Below are 15764 nucleotides of genomic sequence, written 5' to 3' on the forward strand. Positions count from 1 at the left end.
GGCGGGGCCGAGTGTTGTCGGCCTGACGTCTGAATGCCACAGCGGCGGCAAAGGTGCCGCCATACGCTGCCACCGGTAGCACCGGTCGAACCCTAGCGGAACACCGGGCCGAGAAAGAGGTAGACCGCGCTCGGGCCCGCGCGGGTGTGACCGAGCGCGAAGTAAAAGGGGCCGAAGCGGGTATCGACGGCCAGAAACCCGCTGGCGGCCAGCTTCAAGTCGCCGGGGCCGACGATCTGGCCGCGCTGCACACCCCCACCGGCCTCCAGCGAGAAGCCGGCCCGCACGGCCTGGCCCAGGCCCAGCGGCATCTGGCCGATGCGCTTGGCCATCACCAGCCGGGCCAGCGCGATGTTCTGACCCTGCAGCGAGGCATCCGGGCTGCCCGACAGGCGCAAGAAGCCACCCAGGCTGCGATCGCTGCCGTAGCTGCCGTGCGCCAGTTCTAGATAGACGTGGCCGGCCCAGGCACGCCACTGAAAGGCGCTCATCGCTGCCAGGCCGAGCTGTAGCGAGCCCCCTTGCACGTCCGAGTGCAGCAGGTCCAGGCGCAGGTCCAGCAGCTGGCCGCGGCTGGGGAAGGCGACCGAGTCCAGGCTGTCGACGCGTAGTTGGCCATAGACAGTGCCAAATCGCTGGCGCTGTCCTCCCTGCAAGGCAACCTCGGGCACCAGCATACGCACGCGGTTGCTCAGGCCGCCGACACCCAGACGCACATCGCCCCAGTTGCCCAGGCGCCGGCCCAGAGCTACCTCGTTGCGGCTGCTGCTGTAGGCATAGCGGCCGATGCGTCGGCCGTTGTCGAACAGATCGGCATCGCTGCTCTCGGAGCGCAGGCTGGGCGCGACAAACCAGGGCGAGCCCGCGCCCAGCGGCTGCAGCAGCTCGGTGCTCAACTCGCGGCGGGCGCCCAGTCGCAGCGTGCTGCGCAGCTCGGCGCCCCAGCGGTTGAGCCAGCCCAGGTGGTGCATCGCGACGACGGAGAAACGGTTGGTGTCATCAAAATTGCTGTAAAGATCCAGACCCAGGCGCAGGCGGCTGAAGGCCCAGTCGGCCTCGCTGACCCGCAGCGTGATGTCGCGCCGACCCTCGCGCTCGACGCTTTGCGCATCGACGCGCTCGAACTCGCCACTGCCATAGAGCGCGGTCGCCGCCTGCTCGGCCTGGGCCTGGGTCACCGGTGTGCCCGGCGCCAGGCCCAGCAGGTGCTGCAGCTGTCCTTTCAGCGCCGGCACCTGGCTGCGCCGTGTGCCCTCGATGCGAAGCTCGCCCAGAGGCAGTGCGCTGTCGGCCGCAAGCACCGGCGCGGCCTGTTGTAGCCGGGCGCGCCGGTAGTCGCCGTAGTCGGCCTCGCTCAGCGCCAGCGCCGCCAGCCGTTCCTGCGCGGCCAAGGTCGAGCGCTCGCCAGCTTCCAGTGCCAGCTCGCGGCGGCTGAAGTCCATGAAGCCGATGCCGTCAAGCTGGGGGTCGATCAACACATCGTTGGCACGCAGCTCCTTGAGCGAGCGCGCGACGTTCTGCTCGGTCAGTATCTGGATCATCTGGTTGGCCACGCCGATGGCGCTGCTCAGCTCGCGCTCCTCCAGCAGCGGCGAGCCGACATTGACCGCGATGATGAGGTCAGCACCCATGCTGCGTGCGACGTCCACGCCCAGATTGCGCACGAGGCCGCCGTCGACCAGGGGCCGGCCCTGGATGCGCACCGGGGCGAAGACTCCGGGCACCGCCATCGAGGCCCGCAGCGCCAGGAACAGCGGCGTGTCGCTCATCTGCTGAAGTTCGCCGCTGAGCAGATCGGTGGCCAGTGCGCGAAAGGGCAGGGCCAGGCGGCTGCTGGGCAGCTCGGCACGCGCGCCGGTTACGAGCTGCTCCAGCGCATGCTCCAGCGCGCTGTTGCCGGCGGCCGCCGGCGGCAGGCTGGCGCCCTGCAGATTCAAGTTCAGCTCGATGCGAGAGGGCACGGCGAGGTCTTCCTCGCGCCGGGTAAAGCTCAGCGAACGACGTTGTGGCCGGTCCGCCAGGATGGCGTCCCAGTCTGCGCCGTGCACAAAGGCCTCCAACTCCTCGACGCTGCGCCCCGCCGCATAGGCGCCACCGACGACCGCGCCCATGCTGGTGCCGACGATCAGATCGACCGGCACGCGCAGCCGCTCGAGGGCTCGCAACACACCGATATGGGCCATGCCGCGCGCGCCGCCACCGGAAAGCACCAGGCCGATGCGGGGGCGCTCGGTCGAGGTGGCTGGCGCAGGTTCGGCCTGGGCCAGCGCCGACGAAGGCAGCAGCAACTGCAGCAGAAGTACACAGCAGAGCAGGGCCTGGATGGGCATGTGCGTTTGGAATCTTGGTGTGCCGAGGCCGGGGCGCGCGCAAAGCACGCTAAGCTCTCCGTCCTCTTCGCTTGAGAGCCGCCCAAAATGGCCCGCATTATGTTCCGCATCGGTGAAGGCTGGGACACCCACGCCCTCGTCTTTGACCGCCCCCTGATCCTGGGCGGCGTCACCATCCCGCACAGCCACGGCCTGTTGGGCCACTCCGACGCCGACGCGCTGGCCCATGCGCTCACCGACGCGCTGCTGGGTGCGGCCGCGCTGGGCGATATCGGCAAGCTCTTTCCCGACACCGCGGCCGAATTCAAGGGCGCGGACTCAATGGTGCTGTTGGCCGAGGCCTACGCCCGGGTGCGCGCGGCCGGCTGGGAGATCGTCAACCTGGACAGCACCATCGTCGCCCAGGCGCCCAAGATGGCGCCGCACATCCCGGCGATGCGGGCTCGCCTTGCCGAGGTGCTGGGCATCGAGATGGACCAGATCAATGTGAAGGCCAAGACGGCCGAGAAGATGGGGCCGGTGGGCGAAGGCCGGGCCATCGAGGCGCGCGCCGTTTGCCTGCTTCAGGCTAACTCGCCCGCTGCAGCCTGATCTGGGTCAGCAGGCCGCCGCCCTGGGCATTGCTCAGTGCCAGCTGGCCGCCGATGCGCTGCAGCGATTTCTCGACGATGGCCAGGCCCAGGCCTGCACCGGTGGCTGCGGTGCGGGCCGCATCGCCACGGAAAAAGGGTGTGGTCAGCCGCGCCAGCTTGTCCGGCGGCACGCCGGGGCCGTGGTCGCGCACCTTCAGCAGTACCGAGTTACCTTCTTGCTCGGCGCTGACCTCGACCCAGGCCGCTTCGTCGGGTCCGTGGCCGTAGCGGCGCGCGTTCTCGAAGATGTTCAGCAGCACGCGGCCCAGCTCGGTCTCGTCGGCCCAGACCTTCAGGGCCGGCGGGATGAAGATGCCGATGCGCAGCTGTGCGGGGTCACGGAAGGCCTGCGCCTCGCGCTCGACCAGCTCGACCAGGTTCAGCGGCTGCAACTGCAGCTCGCTGGGCCGGGCGTAGTCCATGAACTTGTTGATGATGGCATCGAGCTGATCGATGTCCTGCACCATGTACTGGCGCGCCAACTCGTCGCTGACACTCATCTCGGCCTCCAGCCGCAGACGCGCCAGCGGCGTGCGCAGGTCATGCGAGATGCCGGCCAGCATCACGGTGCGGTCTTCCTCCATCTTGGCCAGCTCGCGGGCCATGCGGTTGAAGCCCATATTGACCTCGCGAATCTCGCTGGTGCGGGTGCTTTCGTCCAGGCGCGAGTCGTACTCGCCCTCGCGAATGCGGCCCGCCGCAATCGAGAGTTCGCGCAGCGGCTGGTTGATCAGTCGCGCGATCGTGGCCGAGCCCAGCACCGTGGCCACCAGCGCAATCACAATCCACCACCAGTTGCTGCTCAGCGTCACCGACAGCGGGGCCGGGCTGGTCTGCAGCCAGTAGCTGTCGCGGTCGATGCTAAAGCGCACCCATAGCCCATCGTCCCCGTTGACGCTGCGGGCCACCACGGTGTCTATGCCCAGCCGCCCGCGCAGCTCGGCGGCCAGACGCTTGGCAAAAGGGCTGGTGTCATAGGGCTGCCAGCGATCGTGCTGCTCGGCCACGCGCACCCGTACCGTCTCGCTGCGCGCGATCGAGCTGATCACCGCGACCCGGTTGATCGCATCGGCATTGGCCAGCGAGGCGCGGCTGAGGTTGACCAGGCCGGCCAGCTGCTGGGCCGATTCGAGCGCGCGCGGCTCGGCCTCAAGGGCCTTGAAGGTCTGCTGCCAGGCCATCACACCGCCGACCAGCAGCAGGGCCAGCAGCGCAAAAGTGCGCCAAAACAGGTTCAGCGCGAGATGCGGACGCGACATCGACGACGCCCGCTCAGTTCACATCATCGGGCACGAAGACATAGCCGACTCCCCAGACGGTCTGGATGTAGCGCGGCTGGGCCGGGTCGGCTTCCAGCAGCTTGCGCAGACGTGAGATCTGCACGTCCAAGCTGCGGTCGAAAGGCTCGAACTCGCGGCCGCGCGCCAGTTGGGCCAGCTTGTCGCGGCTCAGCGGCTGACGCGGATGGCGCACCAGGGCCTTGAGCATCGAGAACTCGCCGGTGGTCAGCGGCAGCGCCTCGCCATTCTTCGACAGCCGGCGCATCGCCAGATCGAACTCGAAAGGTCCGAAGCTCACCGTCATCGGCTCCTTGGACGGGGCGCCGGGCGCCTCCATCGCCGGGCGGCGGCGCAGGACCGCATTGATGCGGGCCAGCAGTTCGCGCGGATTGAAAGGCTTGCTCAGATAGTCGTCGGCGCCGACTTCGAGGCCGACGATGCGGTCCACCTCTTCGACCTTGGCGGTCAGCATGATGATGGGGGTGTTGTCATTGGCGGCGCGCAGGCGTCGGCAGATCGACAGGCCGTCCTCGCCGGGCAGCATCAGGTCCAGCACCATCAGGTCCACGGTCTCGCGTGTCAACTGCTTGTTGAGTGCCTTGCCGTCCTCGGCCAGCAGGACTTCAAAGCCTTCCTGGGTCAGATAGCGGCGCAGCAGATCGCGAATTCGCGCGTCATCGTCAACGACCAAAATGCGATTGGGCCTGTTCTGGGCACTGGTGTTCATGGCCACTCCTGAATTTGTAACAGCGGCATTTTGCAGGGCTTTGGCCCGCTGTTACATCTTTGGCCGTGCGGACTGTGAGCAGATGTTTCCTTGTCAACGGATGGGTGGCACGCACCGCTAAGCTCAGGGTTCACCAACTGATTGAGGGAGATCGATGACACGCAAAACCATGGCCGCACTGGCCTTGATGACCCTGGCGCCCGTGCTGGCGCAGGCCGAGGCACCGCGACAAAACGCGTTGAACTTGAGTGCCACGGCGAGCCAGGAAGTGACCCGCGATGTGCTGGGCGTCAGCTTCACCAGCACCAAGGAGGGCAGCGACGCGGTCCAGGTGCAGATCGCACTGAAGCAGGCGCTGGACGCCGCACTGGCCGAGGCGCGCAAGATTGCCAAGCCGGGCCAGGTTGAGGTGCAGACCGGGAACTTCGCGCTGTATCCGCGCTATGCGCCCAAGACCGGCCAGATCAATGGGTGGCAGGGTACGGCCGAGCTGCAGGTCGAGGGCAAGGACACGGCGGCGATCGCCCAGCTGAGCGGCCGCATCGCGACGATGAGCATTGCCCGCGTCGGCTACAGCCTGTCGCGCGAGGCGCGCGAGAAGGTCGAGGGCGAGGTCGTGGCTCAGGCGATCGCACGCTACAAGTTGCGCGCGGCCGACTATGCCCGCCAGTTCGGTTTCTCCGGCTATCAGATCGGCGAAGTCAGCGTCAACACGGCCGACTCCGGGCCGATGCCGATGGCTGCGCCCTCGATGATGCGCATGAAGGCCGCCGGCATGGCCGATGAGGCGCTGCCGGTCGAGGCTGGCAAGGCGACGGTCAGCGTCTCGGTCAACGGCGTGGTTGTGATGACCAAATAGACGGAGCTGGGCGGCCCGATAGCCGGGCCGGCTCAATCCGGCCCGCGCTTGCCTAGGAGGATCGTTCGATGCACTCATCGAACGAGGGGAGCCATCACTGCGCGGTCCAGCCCCCGTCCATGGCCCAGGCTTGGCCGCGCACGTTCGCTGCGGCATCCGAACACATGAATACAGCCAGTTCGCCCAGCTCCTCTGGTGTCGTGAACTGCAGCGAAGGCTGCTTCTCGGCCAGCAGCCGCTTCTTGGCCTCGTCGATGCTGATGCCGTCGGCGCCAGCGCGGGCATCGACCTGCTTTTGAACCAGCGGCGTCAGCACCCAGCCCGGGCAGATCGCGTTGACGGTCACGCCGGTCGTGGCGGTTTCCAGTGCGACGCTCTTCGTGAAGCCGACGATGCCGTGCTTGGCTGCCACATAGGCCGACTTCTGCGCCGAGGCCACCAGGCCGTGGGTGGAGGCAACGTTGATGATGCGGCCCCAGCCTCTGGCCTTCATGCCGGGGAGAGCCAGGCGAGTGGTATGAAAGGCCGAAGTGAGATTGATCGCGATGATGGCGTCCCAGCGCTCGACCGGGAACTCCTCGACGGCGGCCACATGCTGGATGCCGGCGTTGTTGACCAGGATGTCGCAGCCACCGAACTCGGCTTCGATGTAGGCCATCATCGCTTCGATCTCGCCGGCCTTGCTCATGTCTGCACCGTGATATCCGACCTTGACACCCAGCGCCGCCACCTCGGCCTTTGGCCCCTCGGCATCGCCGAAGCCGTTCAGCACGATGTTCACACCCTGGCGCGCCAGGGTCAGCGCGATGCCCAGACCGATTCCGCTGGTGGAGCCGGTGACCAAGGCGGTTTTGCCTTTCAACATGGGGAATTCCTCGGGGGTTGTTAGGATGCCTGCAAAGGATACCCAAAACAAATGCCCGAACCGCGCCTGAACCATGTGCAATGCCTGAGCAGCGCCGGCCTGCATCGCATGGCTTACTGGGAGTGGGGCGCGCGCGACAACCCTCTCGTGGTGGTCTGCGTCCATGGCCTGAGCCGCCAGGGGCGCGATTTCGATGTGCTGGCCAGCGGCCTGAGCCAGCGCTACCGTGTCATCTGCCCCGATGTGATGGGGCGTGGCGAGTCTGACCACAGGCCCAATGCGGCGCTCTACCAGGTGCCGGTCTACGTGGCCGATATGGTGACCCTGCTGGCGCGGCTGGATGTGGCCGAAGTCGATTGGGTCGGCACCTCGATGGGCGGCCTGATTGGCCTGGGCCTGGCGGCGTTGCCTGACAGCCCAGTGCGGCGCCTGGTGCTCAATGATGTGGGCCCGACCATCGAGTATGCGGCGCTGGAGCGCATCGGCAGCTATTTGGGCCAGCGCATGCGATTTGATAGCTTGGCGCAAGGCGTCGCCCATCTGCGCGAAATCTCTGCGGGCTTCGGGCCGCACAGCGAGGCCGAGTGGCTGGCCTTGTCGCGGCCGATGTTCAGACCCGAAGGTCAAGGCGAGGGCGGCGGCGTGCGCCTTCACTACGACCCGCGCATCGCCGAGCCCTTTGCTGCGTTGACGCCGGCGTTGGCGGCGGCCGGCGAGGCGGCGCTATGGCAGGCCTATGACGCGCTGCGCTGCCCAACCCTGCTGCTGCGCGGGGCAGAGTCCGATCTCTTGTCGCGTGCGACCGCCCAGGCGATGACGCAGCGCGGCCCCCGTGCGCTCTTGCATGAATTTCCCGGTGTCGGCCATGCGCCGACCCTGGTGGCTGCCGATCAGATCGCCCTGGTGCAGCACTTCCTCACGTAGTTATGAAGACAGGATTGCCCGCAAGAGCGGAGCAGGCCGCGCCCATCGTCGCGCTGGCCGACACCGGCGAGGGCCAGGCCGCAGTGGTGCGCGCCCGCGCCTTTGCCGAGCCGCTGCTGGCCGGCCAGCCGTTGGATACCGGCGAGGACGCGCTGGCCCATGCTGATGGCGTGGCCGCGATACTGGCTGGTATCGGTGCGGCGCCGGCCATGCAGGCGGCCTCTTATCTGGTCTATGCCGGCGACTATTTGAACAGGCCCGAGGACATCGTCGCCAAGGCTTTTGGCGACAGCTATGCCAGCCTGGTGACGCACACGCGCAAGCTGGTGCAATTGCAGCGTGCGGCCCGCGAGGCGCAGGGCGCGCTCAAGGGCGAGGAGCAGCGCCAGCAGCAGACCGAGCGGGTGCGCAAGATGCTGTTGGCGTTCTCGCGCGATCTGCGCGTGGTGCTGCTGCGCCTGGCCTCGCGGCTGCAGACCCTGCGCTATTTCGCGGCCACCAAGACCGAATGCTCGCAGGCCGTCGCGGCCGAGTCGCAGCAGGTATTCGCACCGCTTGCCAACCGGCTGGGCATCTGGCAAATCAAGTGGGAGCTGGAGGATTTGTCCTTTCGCTTTCTGCAACCCGAGGCCTACAAGGGGCTGGCTCGCGCGCTGGACGAGAAGCGCGTCGAGCGCGAGCAGCGAATCGAGGCCGCACGCGTGGCGTTGCAGGCCGATCTGGCGATCCACGGCCTGCAGGCGGAGGTGCAGGGCCGGCCCAAGCATCTCTACAGCATCTGGAAGAAGATGCAGGGCAAGAGCCTGGAGTTGGACCGGGTCTTCGATCTGCGCGCGCTCAGAGTCATCGTGCCCGATGTCAGCGATTGCTACGCTTGCCTGAGCCTGCTGCACGAGCGCTTCGTGCCGGTGGCCGGCGAGTTCGACGACTACATCGCCAAGCCCAAGCCGAACGGCTATCAAAGTCTGCACACCGTCGTGCTGGGGCCGGATGAGCGACCGATGGAGGTGCAGATCCGCACGCGTGCGATGCACGAGCATGCAGAACACGGCGTGGCGGCGCATTGGGCTTACAAGGAGGCAGGCGCGAGAGGCTATGCCGGCGTGACGGCGGCCGGCGAGTTCGAAGAGCAGGTGGCGGCTGCGCGCAAGGCGGTGCTGCACCAACTGCTGGCCTGGGAGCGTGATTTCGTCGAAGGCGATGCGCCCGGCGCGCAGCCGGTGTTCGACGACCGCATCTATGTGTTCACGCCTCAGGCCACCATCGTCGAGTTGGTCAGGGATGCGACGCCGATCGATTTCGCCTACGCTGTTCACACCGATCTGGGTCACCGCTGCCGGGGTGCCAAGATCGATGGCCAGATGGTGCCGCTGAACACCAGGCTGCAAAGCGGGCAGACTGTCGAGATCACTGCGCTCAAAGAGGGCGGGCCCTCGCTCGATTGGCTCAACCCGGAGTTGGGCTATCTGCAAAGCCAGCGCTCGCGCACCAAGGTGCGCGCCTGGTTCAATGCGCTGGCCCAGGCACAGACTATTGCCAAGGGGCGCGAGCTGGTCGAGAAGCTTTTGCAGCGCGAGGGCAAGACGGCCACCAAGCTGGAGGATCTGGCCGCGCGCCTGGGCTTCAAGAATGCCGATGCCTTGTTCGAGGTGGTGGGCAAGGACGAGTACTCGCTGCGCAATATCGAGAACCTGCTGCGCCCGCCGGCGCCCGAACCCGATACCGACGAGATGCTGGTGCAGCGCCGGACCAAGGCGGGCAGCTCAGCACCCAAGGGTGGCGTGCTGGTGGTCGGTGTCGACTCGCTGCTGACCAGTTTGGCGCGCTGCTGCCGGCCGGCGCCGCCCGACGGCATCGGCGGCTATGTCACGCGCGGCAAGGGCGTGGCCATCCATCGCAGCGACTGCAGCAACTTTCGCCAGATGGCGCAGCGCGCGCCCGAGCGTGTGATCGCAGTGGCCTGGGGCGAGACTCCCGAGAAGGGCGCGCTCTACCCGGTCGACGTGATCATCGAATCGAGTGACCGCCAGGGCCTGTTGCGCGATGTGCTGGAGGTACTGGCCAAGGAGAAGATGAACGTGACTGCGGTCAACACACAATCCTTGAAGGTGGCCAAGGGCGAGACCGCCTGGATGAGCCTGACCGTCGAGGTGGCCGATTCCGGCCGCCTGGCCCAGGTGCTGCGCAGCGTGGCCCAAGTCAACGGCGTGCGCAGCGCAAGGAGAAAATAAGCGCGAAATACGGCGAGGGTTTGAAAGACTCAAAATTCCATGCTATAGTGCGAAGCTCTTCAGGCGCGTAGCTCAGTTGGTTAGAGCACCACCTTGACATGGTGGGGGTCGTTGGTTCGAATCCAATCGCGCCTACCAAATACGGTAGGAAACAAAAGCACCTGGTAGCAACACTGCCAGGTGCTTTTTGTTTTTCCGAGCTGAGGCGAGCAATAGGCCGCCGGCGCTGCCCCTCGCGCTAGGTCGACCCCAAGCCGGCCAGCCAACCCAGTGGGTTCTTGCTGATTGCGACCGAGGCGATCCAGCCCACGGTTACCAGCGCTGCGAGCCAGGCAGCCGCGCGCAACGTCAGTGGGCGGCCTGGTTTCAGCGCCAGCATGCCCAGCGCGATATAGAGCAGCAGGCCGAGAATCTTGGCCAGCAGCCAGGGCGCATCGAGCGGCGACAGGCGCAGCATCCAGGCAAGCGCGAGCGCCGACAGCAGCAGTACCGAGTCGACCAGATGGGGCAGAGTCTTGGCCGATCGGCTGCCGATCCAGCTGGCGCCCAGCAAGACACCCAGGCCGCGCGCGAAGAAACCGCTGACCGAAAGCAGCACGGCGCCTTGGTGCAGGGTCTTGACCGTCAGGTAGTCCATGGCCGGATTCTCAGCCCGGTCGGCCATCGATGCGCGCACGGGTCAGGATGGGCCAATAGCGCAGCGTGTAGAGCGCGAAGCCAGCCGACCACAGCGCGGCCGACAGCAGTACCGCGTGGACGGTCTGCGCCGGCGCCAGCAGCGGCCAGCCGACGCGGACCACGGCTGCGGCGGCCACCAGCGCATAGCTGACCACGTCGCCCCGAGTCGCCCGCAGCAGCCGGCCGGTGTGGCCCAGCGCGGTGCGTGTCATCATGCCGATGATCAACCCGCCGATCGCACCCAGGGTCAGCGCGTGGGTCGCCAGCGTCGGGGCCAGCAGGCCCATCGCCGCGAGGCCGCGCAGCAGCAGATGCAGCGGGATCCATACATAGGCCAGGTGCAGCACCCAGACCAGTGGCGTGTGCAGGGTCTTCAGCGGTTGCCACAGCAGCCAGCGCGCCAGATGCGCGGCCGAGCAGACGCCGGCCAGCAGAGCCAGCGGCAGGCCGGCCAGCCCCAGCCCGTCGCCGGCCAGCAGCGCCAGCGTGCTGCCCAGCGCGGCCTGTTCCAGCCAGGGCCGGCGCGTCGCGTTGGCGCCGGGCACGCCGTTGTTGGTGAACATGGGGATCACGCGGCCGGCCATCACCGCCATGATGAAGAGCACGACATCTAGCCCCAGCTGGATGCCGACCCAGCCCGGCAACTGCAGCAGGCCCAGCTGGCTCAGATGCACGCCGGCCTGGGCCACCGTCAGCAGCGCCAGCAAGGCGATGAAGAAGTAGTTGCGGCGGTTGCGGGCGGCGATGAAGGGCACGGCCAGCGCGATCGTGGCCAGCAGCGGGAAGGCGATATTGACCAGCGCCGCAGCCCAGCCCCAGGGCGTTAGCACCAGCACACGCCCGGCCAGCCACAGCCCGGCCAGGGCAGCCAGCGCGACACCGGTGGGCGTCGGGCGATTGCTCCAGTTGCGGCCGGCGGTGAACAGAAATCCTACGACGACGGCCAGGGTGAAGCCGAACAGCATCTCGTGTGCATGCCACAGCGGCCCTTGCAGATAGGCAAGCGATCCCAGCAGCCCGGCGAACTGCACGGCCCACAGCATGATAGACAACGCAGCGAAGCCGCTGGCCAGCAGGTAGAAGGGACGGAAACCGAGTTGCCAAAGGGCGAAGGCCGAGTCTGCTGGTGGGGCGGGTCTGCTTGCCCGATGGATCTCGATGGGCTTTGTCATCGGCGGAGCTTTCAGCGCCTGGGTGCCCAGGCCGGGTCGATCTCGTTGAAAAAGGCGCCCTGATCGGCATCGGCATCGGCATAGGGGCCGGTGCCGCTGTGCAGCGCGCGCGAGGCAGGCACGAACCCGCCGGCATTGACGTCGAATACATGGACCTCGCCGGCTTCGATCACATAGTGCCAACCATGCAGGGCCAGCTCGCGGCGTTCGACCCTGGCGCGTACCATCGGATAGTCCATCAGTCGCTCCAGTTGCAGCACGACCGAGCGCTCCTCGGTGCGACGCAGCGCCTCGTCGGACAGCTGTACCGGCAAGACGGCCTCGCGGCCCAGCTCCAGCCAAGCGCGCAGATTGGGCGCCTCGGCCGGCACCTCGCCATAGAGCGCTCGGATGCCGCCGCAATGGCTGTGGCCGCAGACGATGATGTGCTGCACGTTCAGGGCCAGCACGGCGTACTCGATGGCAGCGGCCGTGCCGTGAAGCCCCTGGGAGCCGTCGTATGGCGGCACGAAGGCACCGACATTGCGCACCAAAAACAGCTCGCCCGGCCCCGAGCCGGTCAGCATATGGGGCACCAGGCGTGAGTCCGAGCAGCCGATGAACAGGGTGCTCGGGTGCTGTCCTTGTTCGACCAGGTCCTTGAAGCGAGCCTGGTACTGCGGAAAGAAGTCGGTATTGAAACGCCGCAGCCGCGACAGCAGTTCGTCGGGCATGGTCGGCGGCTACTGAAGCAAGGGCGAATCGGCGCCCTCGAGTGCCATGCCCTCGACGCGGGCAGCGCCGGCCAGTAGGTTCAGGTACTGGCGCAGGGCCGTCACATAGGCTTGCTGACGCAGGGTCTGGGCAATCGCGGTTTGCACAGCCTCGAAGCCCTGGCGCTGACCGGGATCACGCGCTTCAACGCGGACGATATGGAAGCCGAAGCGGGTACTGATCAGGCGCGGCAGCACACCGATGTGTGTGCTGGCCTCGTCCTGCGCGAACAAGGCGGCGCCGAACTCGGGCGCGCAGTCGTCGCGCGTCAGCCAGCCCAGCTTGCCACCCTCGGCGCCGCTGGGGCAGTTCGAGAACTCACCGGCCGCTTGCGCGAAGGCCTCGGCATCGACACAGCGCAGCGAAACCAGCAGGCCCTCGGCGCGCTGGCGCAACGCGGCGACGTCCATGCCTTCGGTGACAGCGAACAGGATGTGCCGTGCCTGGACGCGCTCACCGATCGCGAATCGCGCGGCATGGGCCTGGAAAAATCGGCGGCAAGCAGTCTCGTCAGGCTCGGGCAAGCGCAGCTCGCGCTCCAGCAACTGCTCGATGGCGGCCGACGCGGCCTCGCTGAGCAGTCCGTCCAGTGCCGCCACGTCACCCACGGCCAGCAGGCCTGCGCGCTGTGCGGCCTGGCGCAGAAGCTCGCTGTAGGCCCGCTGGCGCAGGTCGTCCTGCGCGACGAGCTCGGCGTCGGCGTGCAGCGGCACGCCGTTGATCATCGCGGTCTCCGGCGTGTGCGTGGCGGCTGCCGTGCTCTTGGCACCACAGCCGCAGCTGCCGCTCCCACATCCGTGTTGCTGTGTGCTCATCTTCTTCTCCTGTGCTCAGTGCTGCTTGTGGCCCGGCGGCAGATTCAAATGCCGGGTGCGCACCATCTGATAGGGGCGCACCAGGTAGGCCAGCGTGCCGAAACCGCTCCAGACATGGACCAGGCGGGTGAATGGGAAGACCAGGAACACTGTCATGCCCAAGAACATGTGCAGCTTGAAGACCCAGGAGGCCCCGGCCAGTAGCTCGACCGCGCCACCGCGGAAGGTGACGATGCGCTGCGCCCATTCGGCCAGCGCCATCATCATGCCGCCGTCCAGATGCTGGGCCGAAAGCGGTATCGTGGCCAGTCCCAGCAGCAACTGCAGCCACAGCAGGGCCAGCAGCGCGATGTCGCTGGGCTTGCTGTTGCGCCGTATGCGCGGATCCGTCAGGCGGCGGTGAAGCAGCAGACTCAGGCCGATGAAGCCGAGCAGACCGGCGACGCCGCCGACGATCATCGCCATCAGCTGCTTGGCGCCGGCACTCATCAGGGGCTCGTAGAGGAAGTGCGGCGTCAGCATGCCGACCGTGTGGCCAAAGAACAGCACCAGGATGCCGACATGGAAGAGATTGCTGCCCCAGCGCAGCGAACCTGTGCGCAAGAGCTGCGAGGAATCACTCTTCCAGCTGTACTGGTCGCGATCAAAGCGCAAGAGACTGCCAAGCAAAAAGACGGCCACGCAGATATAGGGGTAGATGCCGAACAAGGCGTAGTCAAGTGGGTTGGCGAGCGAGTTCATGGACGCACTCCTGGGTTCATGGGGGTGTTTTTCTTGATGATGTGGATGGGCTGCGGCGCGCCGGGGCGGCTCTGGCCCTTGCTGCTGCAACCATCGAAGGCGGGTGGTTCGACCCAGGCCTCGTCGAGCGGCTCGTCGGTGCTGATCGGCACTGCCTGCGGCTTCTCGCCGGCCAGCTCCAGCACCGCGCCGATCGCCGCTGCGTATGGGTTCTCGTGCTTGATCAGGCCGCTGTGGATGGTGTTCAGGATGTGGGCCATCTCGCCGAGAAATGCGCGGGCGGTGGCGGGCGGCTGGGTCGAAGCGAACTCCAGCACCACCGGGAGGTAGTCGGGCAGTTCGCTGGCATCGAAGAACATACCGCCGGCCTCATAGGTCTGGGCCAGGTCGACCAGGGCCGGGCCCCGGTCGCGCGAGTCGCCGTGCACATGCTCGAACATATGCAGGCTGGTCGCGCGGCCGCGGTCGAAGCTGTCGACGTAGCGGCCCTCAACGGCATAGGCATCACCATGCTCAAGCGTGCCGATGAGCGCCTTCAGTTCCTCCAGGCGCTGCGTGCTGAGTGCGGCTTCGTCGCGCAGCGCCGCATGCAGCTCGGGCAGGGCCGCGCGCATCTGGGCGTGCGGATAGTCCAGCAGGCGGGCCAGCACGCGGCAGGACCGGGACATCGGGGAGTTGTCTTTGTTCATGTCAGTGCCCTCACAGCGTGGCCTTGATCGGAATCGTGCGCTTCTTGTCGCCGCCGAACAGGCTGACATTGCTTTCGCCTTCCGAGCAGCCGTTGCCGAAACTGAAGCCGCAGCCGCCGCGCAGGTCGTAGGCGTTCTCTGCGTACTCACGATGGGTGCTCGGGATCACGAAGCGGTCCTCGTAGTTGGCGATGGCCATGGTCTGGTACATGTCCTCGACCTCGTGTCTCAAGAGCCCCACTTGGTCCAGCACCGCCTTGTTCTCGATGCCGTCCACATGTTTGCCGCGCTGGTAGGCGCGCATCGCCAGCATGCGCTCCAGCGCTCGCTCGACCGGTGCCACATCGCCAGCGGTCAGCAGATTAGCCAGGTACTGCACGGGAATGCGCAGCTGCTTGACGTCGGGGATCTCGCCATTGATGCCGCTGCTCGGAATCTGGCCGGCGTTGGCTGCGGCGCTGATCGGCGAGAGCGGCGGCACATACCAGACCATCGGCAGGGTGCGGTACTCGGGATGAAGGGGCAGGGCGACCTTCCAGTCAACGGCCATCTTGTAGACCGGGCTCTTCTTCGCCGATTCAAGCCAGGCTTCGGGAATGCCGTCCTTGCGCGCCTGGGCCTGCACGGCCGGGTCGTGCGGGTCGAGGAAGATGTCGAGCTGGGCGCGATAGAGGTCCTTGTCGTCCTTGACGCTGGCGGCTTCCTGGATGCGGTCGGCGTCATACAGCAGCACGCCCAGATAGCGGATGCGGCCTACGCAGGTCTCCGAGCAGACGGTGGGCTGACCCGCCTCGATCCGGGGATAGCAGAAGATGCACTTCTCTGCCTTACCGCTTTGCCAGTTGTAGTAGATCTTCTTGTAGGGACAGCCTGAGACGCACATGCGCCAGCCGCGGCACTTGTCCTGATCGATCAGCACGATGCCGTCCTCCTCGCGCTTATAGATCGAGCCCGAGGGGCAGGAGGCCACACAGGCCGGGTTCAGGCAGTGCTCGCACAGCCGGGGCAGGTACATCATGAAGGTATTCTCGAACTGGCCGTAGATGTCCTTTTGAACCTGTTCGAAGT

At 66.7% G+C, this 15764-nt stretch carries 15 protein-coding genes and 1 tRNA gene; 5 read left to right on the forward strand and 11 right to left on the reverse strand.

What is annotated here, in order from left to right; translation table 11 throughout:
* Positions 1 to 92: 92 nt before the first annotated feature.
* Positions 93 to 2330, reverse strand: a complete 2238-nt coding sequence (locus tag OOZ63_RS19000; RefSeq protein ID WP_266007162.1) for a patatin-like phospholipase family protein — start codon at positions 2328 to 2330, stop codon at positions 93 to 95.
* Positions 2331 to 2417: 87 nt separating this feature from the next.
* Between OOZ63_RS19000 and ispF the strand changes: the two genes are divergently transcribed.
* On the forward strand, positions 2418 to 2921 hold the full coding sequence (ispF, locus tag OOZ63_RS19005; protein ID WP_323055768.1) for a 2-C-methyl-D-erythritol 2,4-cyclodiphosphate synthase: 504 nt from the start codon (positions 2418 to 2420) through the stop codon (positions 2919 to 2921).
* On the opposite strand, the gene OOZ63_RS19010 is transcribed toward ispF, so the two are convergent.
* Positions 2899 to 4221: an ATP-binding protein gene (locus OOZ63_RS19010; protein WP_266007163.1), complete on the reverse strand. Its 1323-nt coding sequence runs from the start codon at positions 4219 to 4221 to the stop codon at positions 2899 to 2901. The genes ispF and OOZ63_RS19010 overlap by 23 nt on opposite strands.
* Positions 4222 to 4234: 13 nt before the next feature.
* Positions 4235 to 4969, reverse strand: a complete 735-nt coding sequence (ompR, locus tag OOZ63_RS19015) for a two-component system response regulator OmpR (protein WP_266007164.1) — start codon at positions 4967 to 4969, stop codon at positions 4235 to 4237.
* Between the two features lie 154 nt (positions 4970 to 5123).
* Between ompR and OOZ63_RS19020 the strand changes: the two genes are divergently transcribed.
* Positions 5124 to 5828: an SIMPL domain-containing protein gene (locus OOZ63_RS19020; RefSeq protein ID WP_266007165.1), complete on the forward strand. Its 705-nt coding sequence runs from the start codon at positions 5124 to 5126 to the stop codon at positions 5826 to 5828.
* A gap of 94 nt (positions 5829 to 5922) precedes the next feature.
* Here OOZ63_RS19020 and OOZ63_RS19025 read toward each other — a convergent pair whose 3' ends face one another.
* Positions 5923 to 6693: a 3-hydroxybutyrate dehydrogenase gene (locus tag OOZ63_RS19025; RefSeq protein WP_266007166.1), complete on the reverse strand. Its 771-nt coding sequence runs from the start codon at positions 6691 to 6693 to the stop codon at positions 5923 to 5925.
* A gap of 51 nt (positions 6694 to 6744) precedes the next feature.
* Between OOZ63_RS19025 and OOZ63_RS19030 the strand changes: the two genes are divergently transcribed.
* The 3 genes from OOZ63_RS19030 to OOZ63_RS19040 all read left to right on the forward strand — a co-directional run bounded on the left by OOZ63_RS19030 (position 6745) and on the right by OOZ63_RS19040 (position 9986).
* On the forward strand, positions 6745 to 7617 hold the full coding sequence (locus OOZ63_RS19030) for an alpha/beta fold hydrolase (RefSeq protein ID WP_266007167.1): 873 nt from the start codon (positions 6745 to 6747) through the stop codon (positions 7615 to 7617).
* 2 nt (positions 7618 to 7619) lie between these two features.
* Complete coding sequence (locus tag OOZ63_RS19035) at positions 7620 to 9848, forward strand: RelA/SpoT family protein (RefSeq protein WP_266007168.1); 2229 nt, start codon at positions 7620 to 7622, stop codon at positions 9846 to 9848.
* A 61-nt stretch (positions 9849 to 9909) separates the two neighbouring features.
* Positions 9910 to 9986: transfer RNA gene (locus tag OOZ63_RS19040), tRNA-Val, on the forward strand.
* A 100-nt stretch (positions 9987 to 10086) separates the two neighbouring features.
* On the opposite strand, the gene OOZ63_RS19045 is transcribed toward OOZ63_RS19040, so the two are convergent.
* The 7 genes from OOZ63_RS19045 to narH all read right to left on the reverse strand — a co-directional run.
* A complete protein-coding gene (locus OOZ63_RS19045; protein ID WP_266007169.1) occupies positions 10087 to 10485 on the reverse strand; it encodes a SirB2 family protein in 399 nt (132 codons plus the stop codon).
* A gap of 10 nt (positions 10486 to 10495) precedes the next feature.
* Positions 10496 to 11698, reverse strand: coding sequence for an NnrS family protein (locus OOZ63_RS19050; RefSeq protein ID WP_266007170.1), 1203 nt, complete (start codon positions 11696 to 11698; stop codon positions 10496 to 10498).
* A gap of 11 nt (positions 11699 to 11709) precedes the next feature.
* Positions 11710 to 12411 (reverse strand): carbonic anhydrase, encoded by a 702-nt coding sequence (locus tag OOZ63_RS19055; RefSeq protein ID WP_266007171.1) that lies wholly within the window; start codon positions 12409 to 12411, stop codon positions 11710 to 11712.
* 9 nt (positions 12412 to 12420) lie between these two features.
* The gene (locus OOZ63_RS19060; RefSeq protein WP_266007172.1) at positions 12421 to 13266 is read right to left on the reverse strand and encodes a peptidylprolyl isomerase; all 846 of its coding nucleotides are present in this window, start codon (positions 13264 to 13266) and stop codon (positions 12421 to 12423) included.
* A 15-nt stretch (positions 13267 to 13281) separates the two neighbouring features.
* Positions 13282 to 14007: a respiratory nitrate reductase subunit gamma gene (gene narI, locus OOZ63_RS19065; RefSeq protein ID WP_266007173.1), complete on the reverse strand. Its 726-nt coding sequence runs from the start codon at positions 14005 to 14007 to the stop codon at positions 13282 to 13284.
* On the reverse strand, positions 14004 to 14696 hold the full coding sequence (gene narJ / locus OOZ63_RS19070) for a nitrate reductase molybdenum cofactor assembly chaperone (RefSeq protein ID WP_266007174.1): 693 nt from the start codon (positions 14694 to 14696) through the stop codon (positions 14004 to 14006). The genes narI and narJ overlap by 4 nt, the downstream gene beginning before the upstream one ends.
* A 10-nt stretch (positions 14697 to 14706) precedes the next feature.
* Positions 14707 to 15764: nitrate reductase subunit beta (narH, locus tag OOZ63_RS19075; RefSeq protein WP_266007175.1), on the reverse strand; the 1058-nt coding region annotated here is incomplete at its 5' end.

The organism is Paucibacter sp. PLA-PC-4 (genome assembly GCF_026241155.1).
Lineage (GTDB): Bacteria > Pseudomonadota > Gammaproteobacteria > Burkholderiales > Burkholderiaceae_C > Roseateles_E.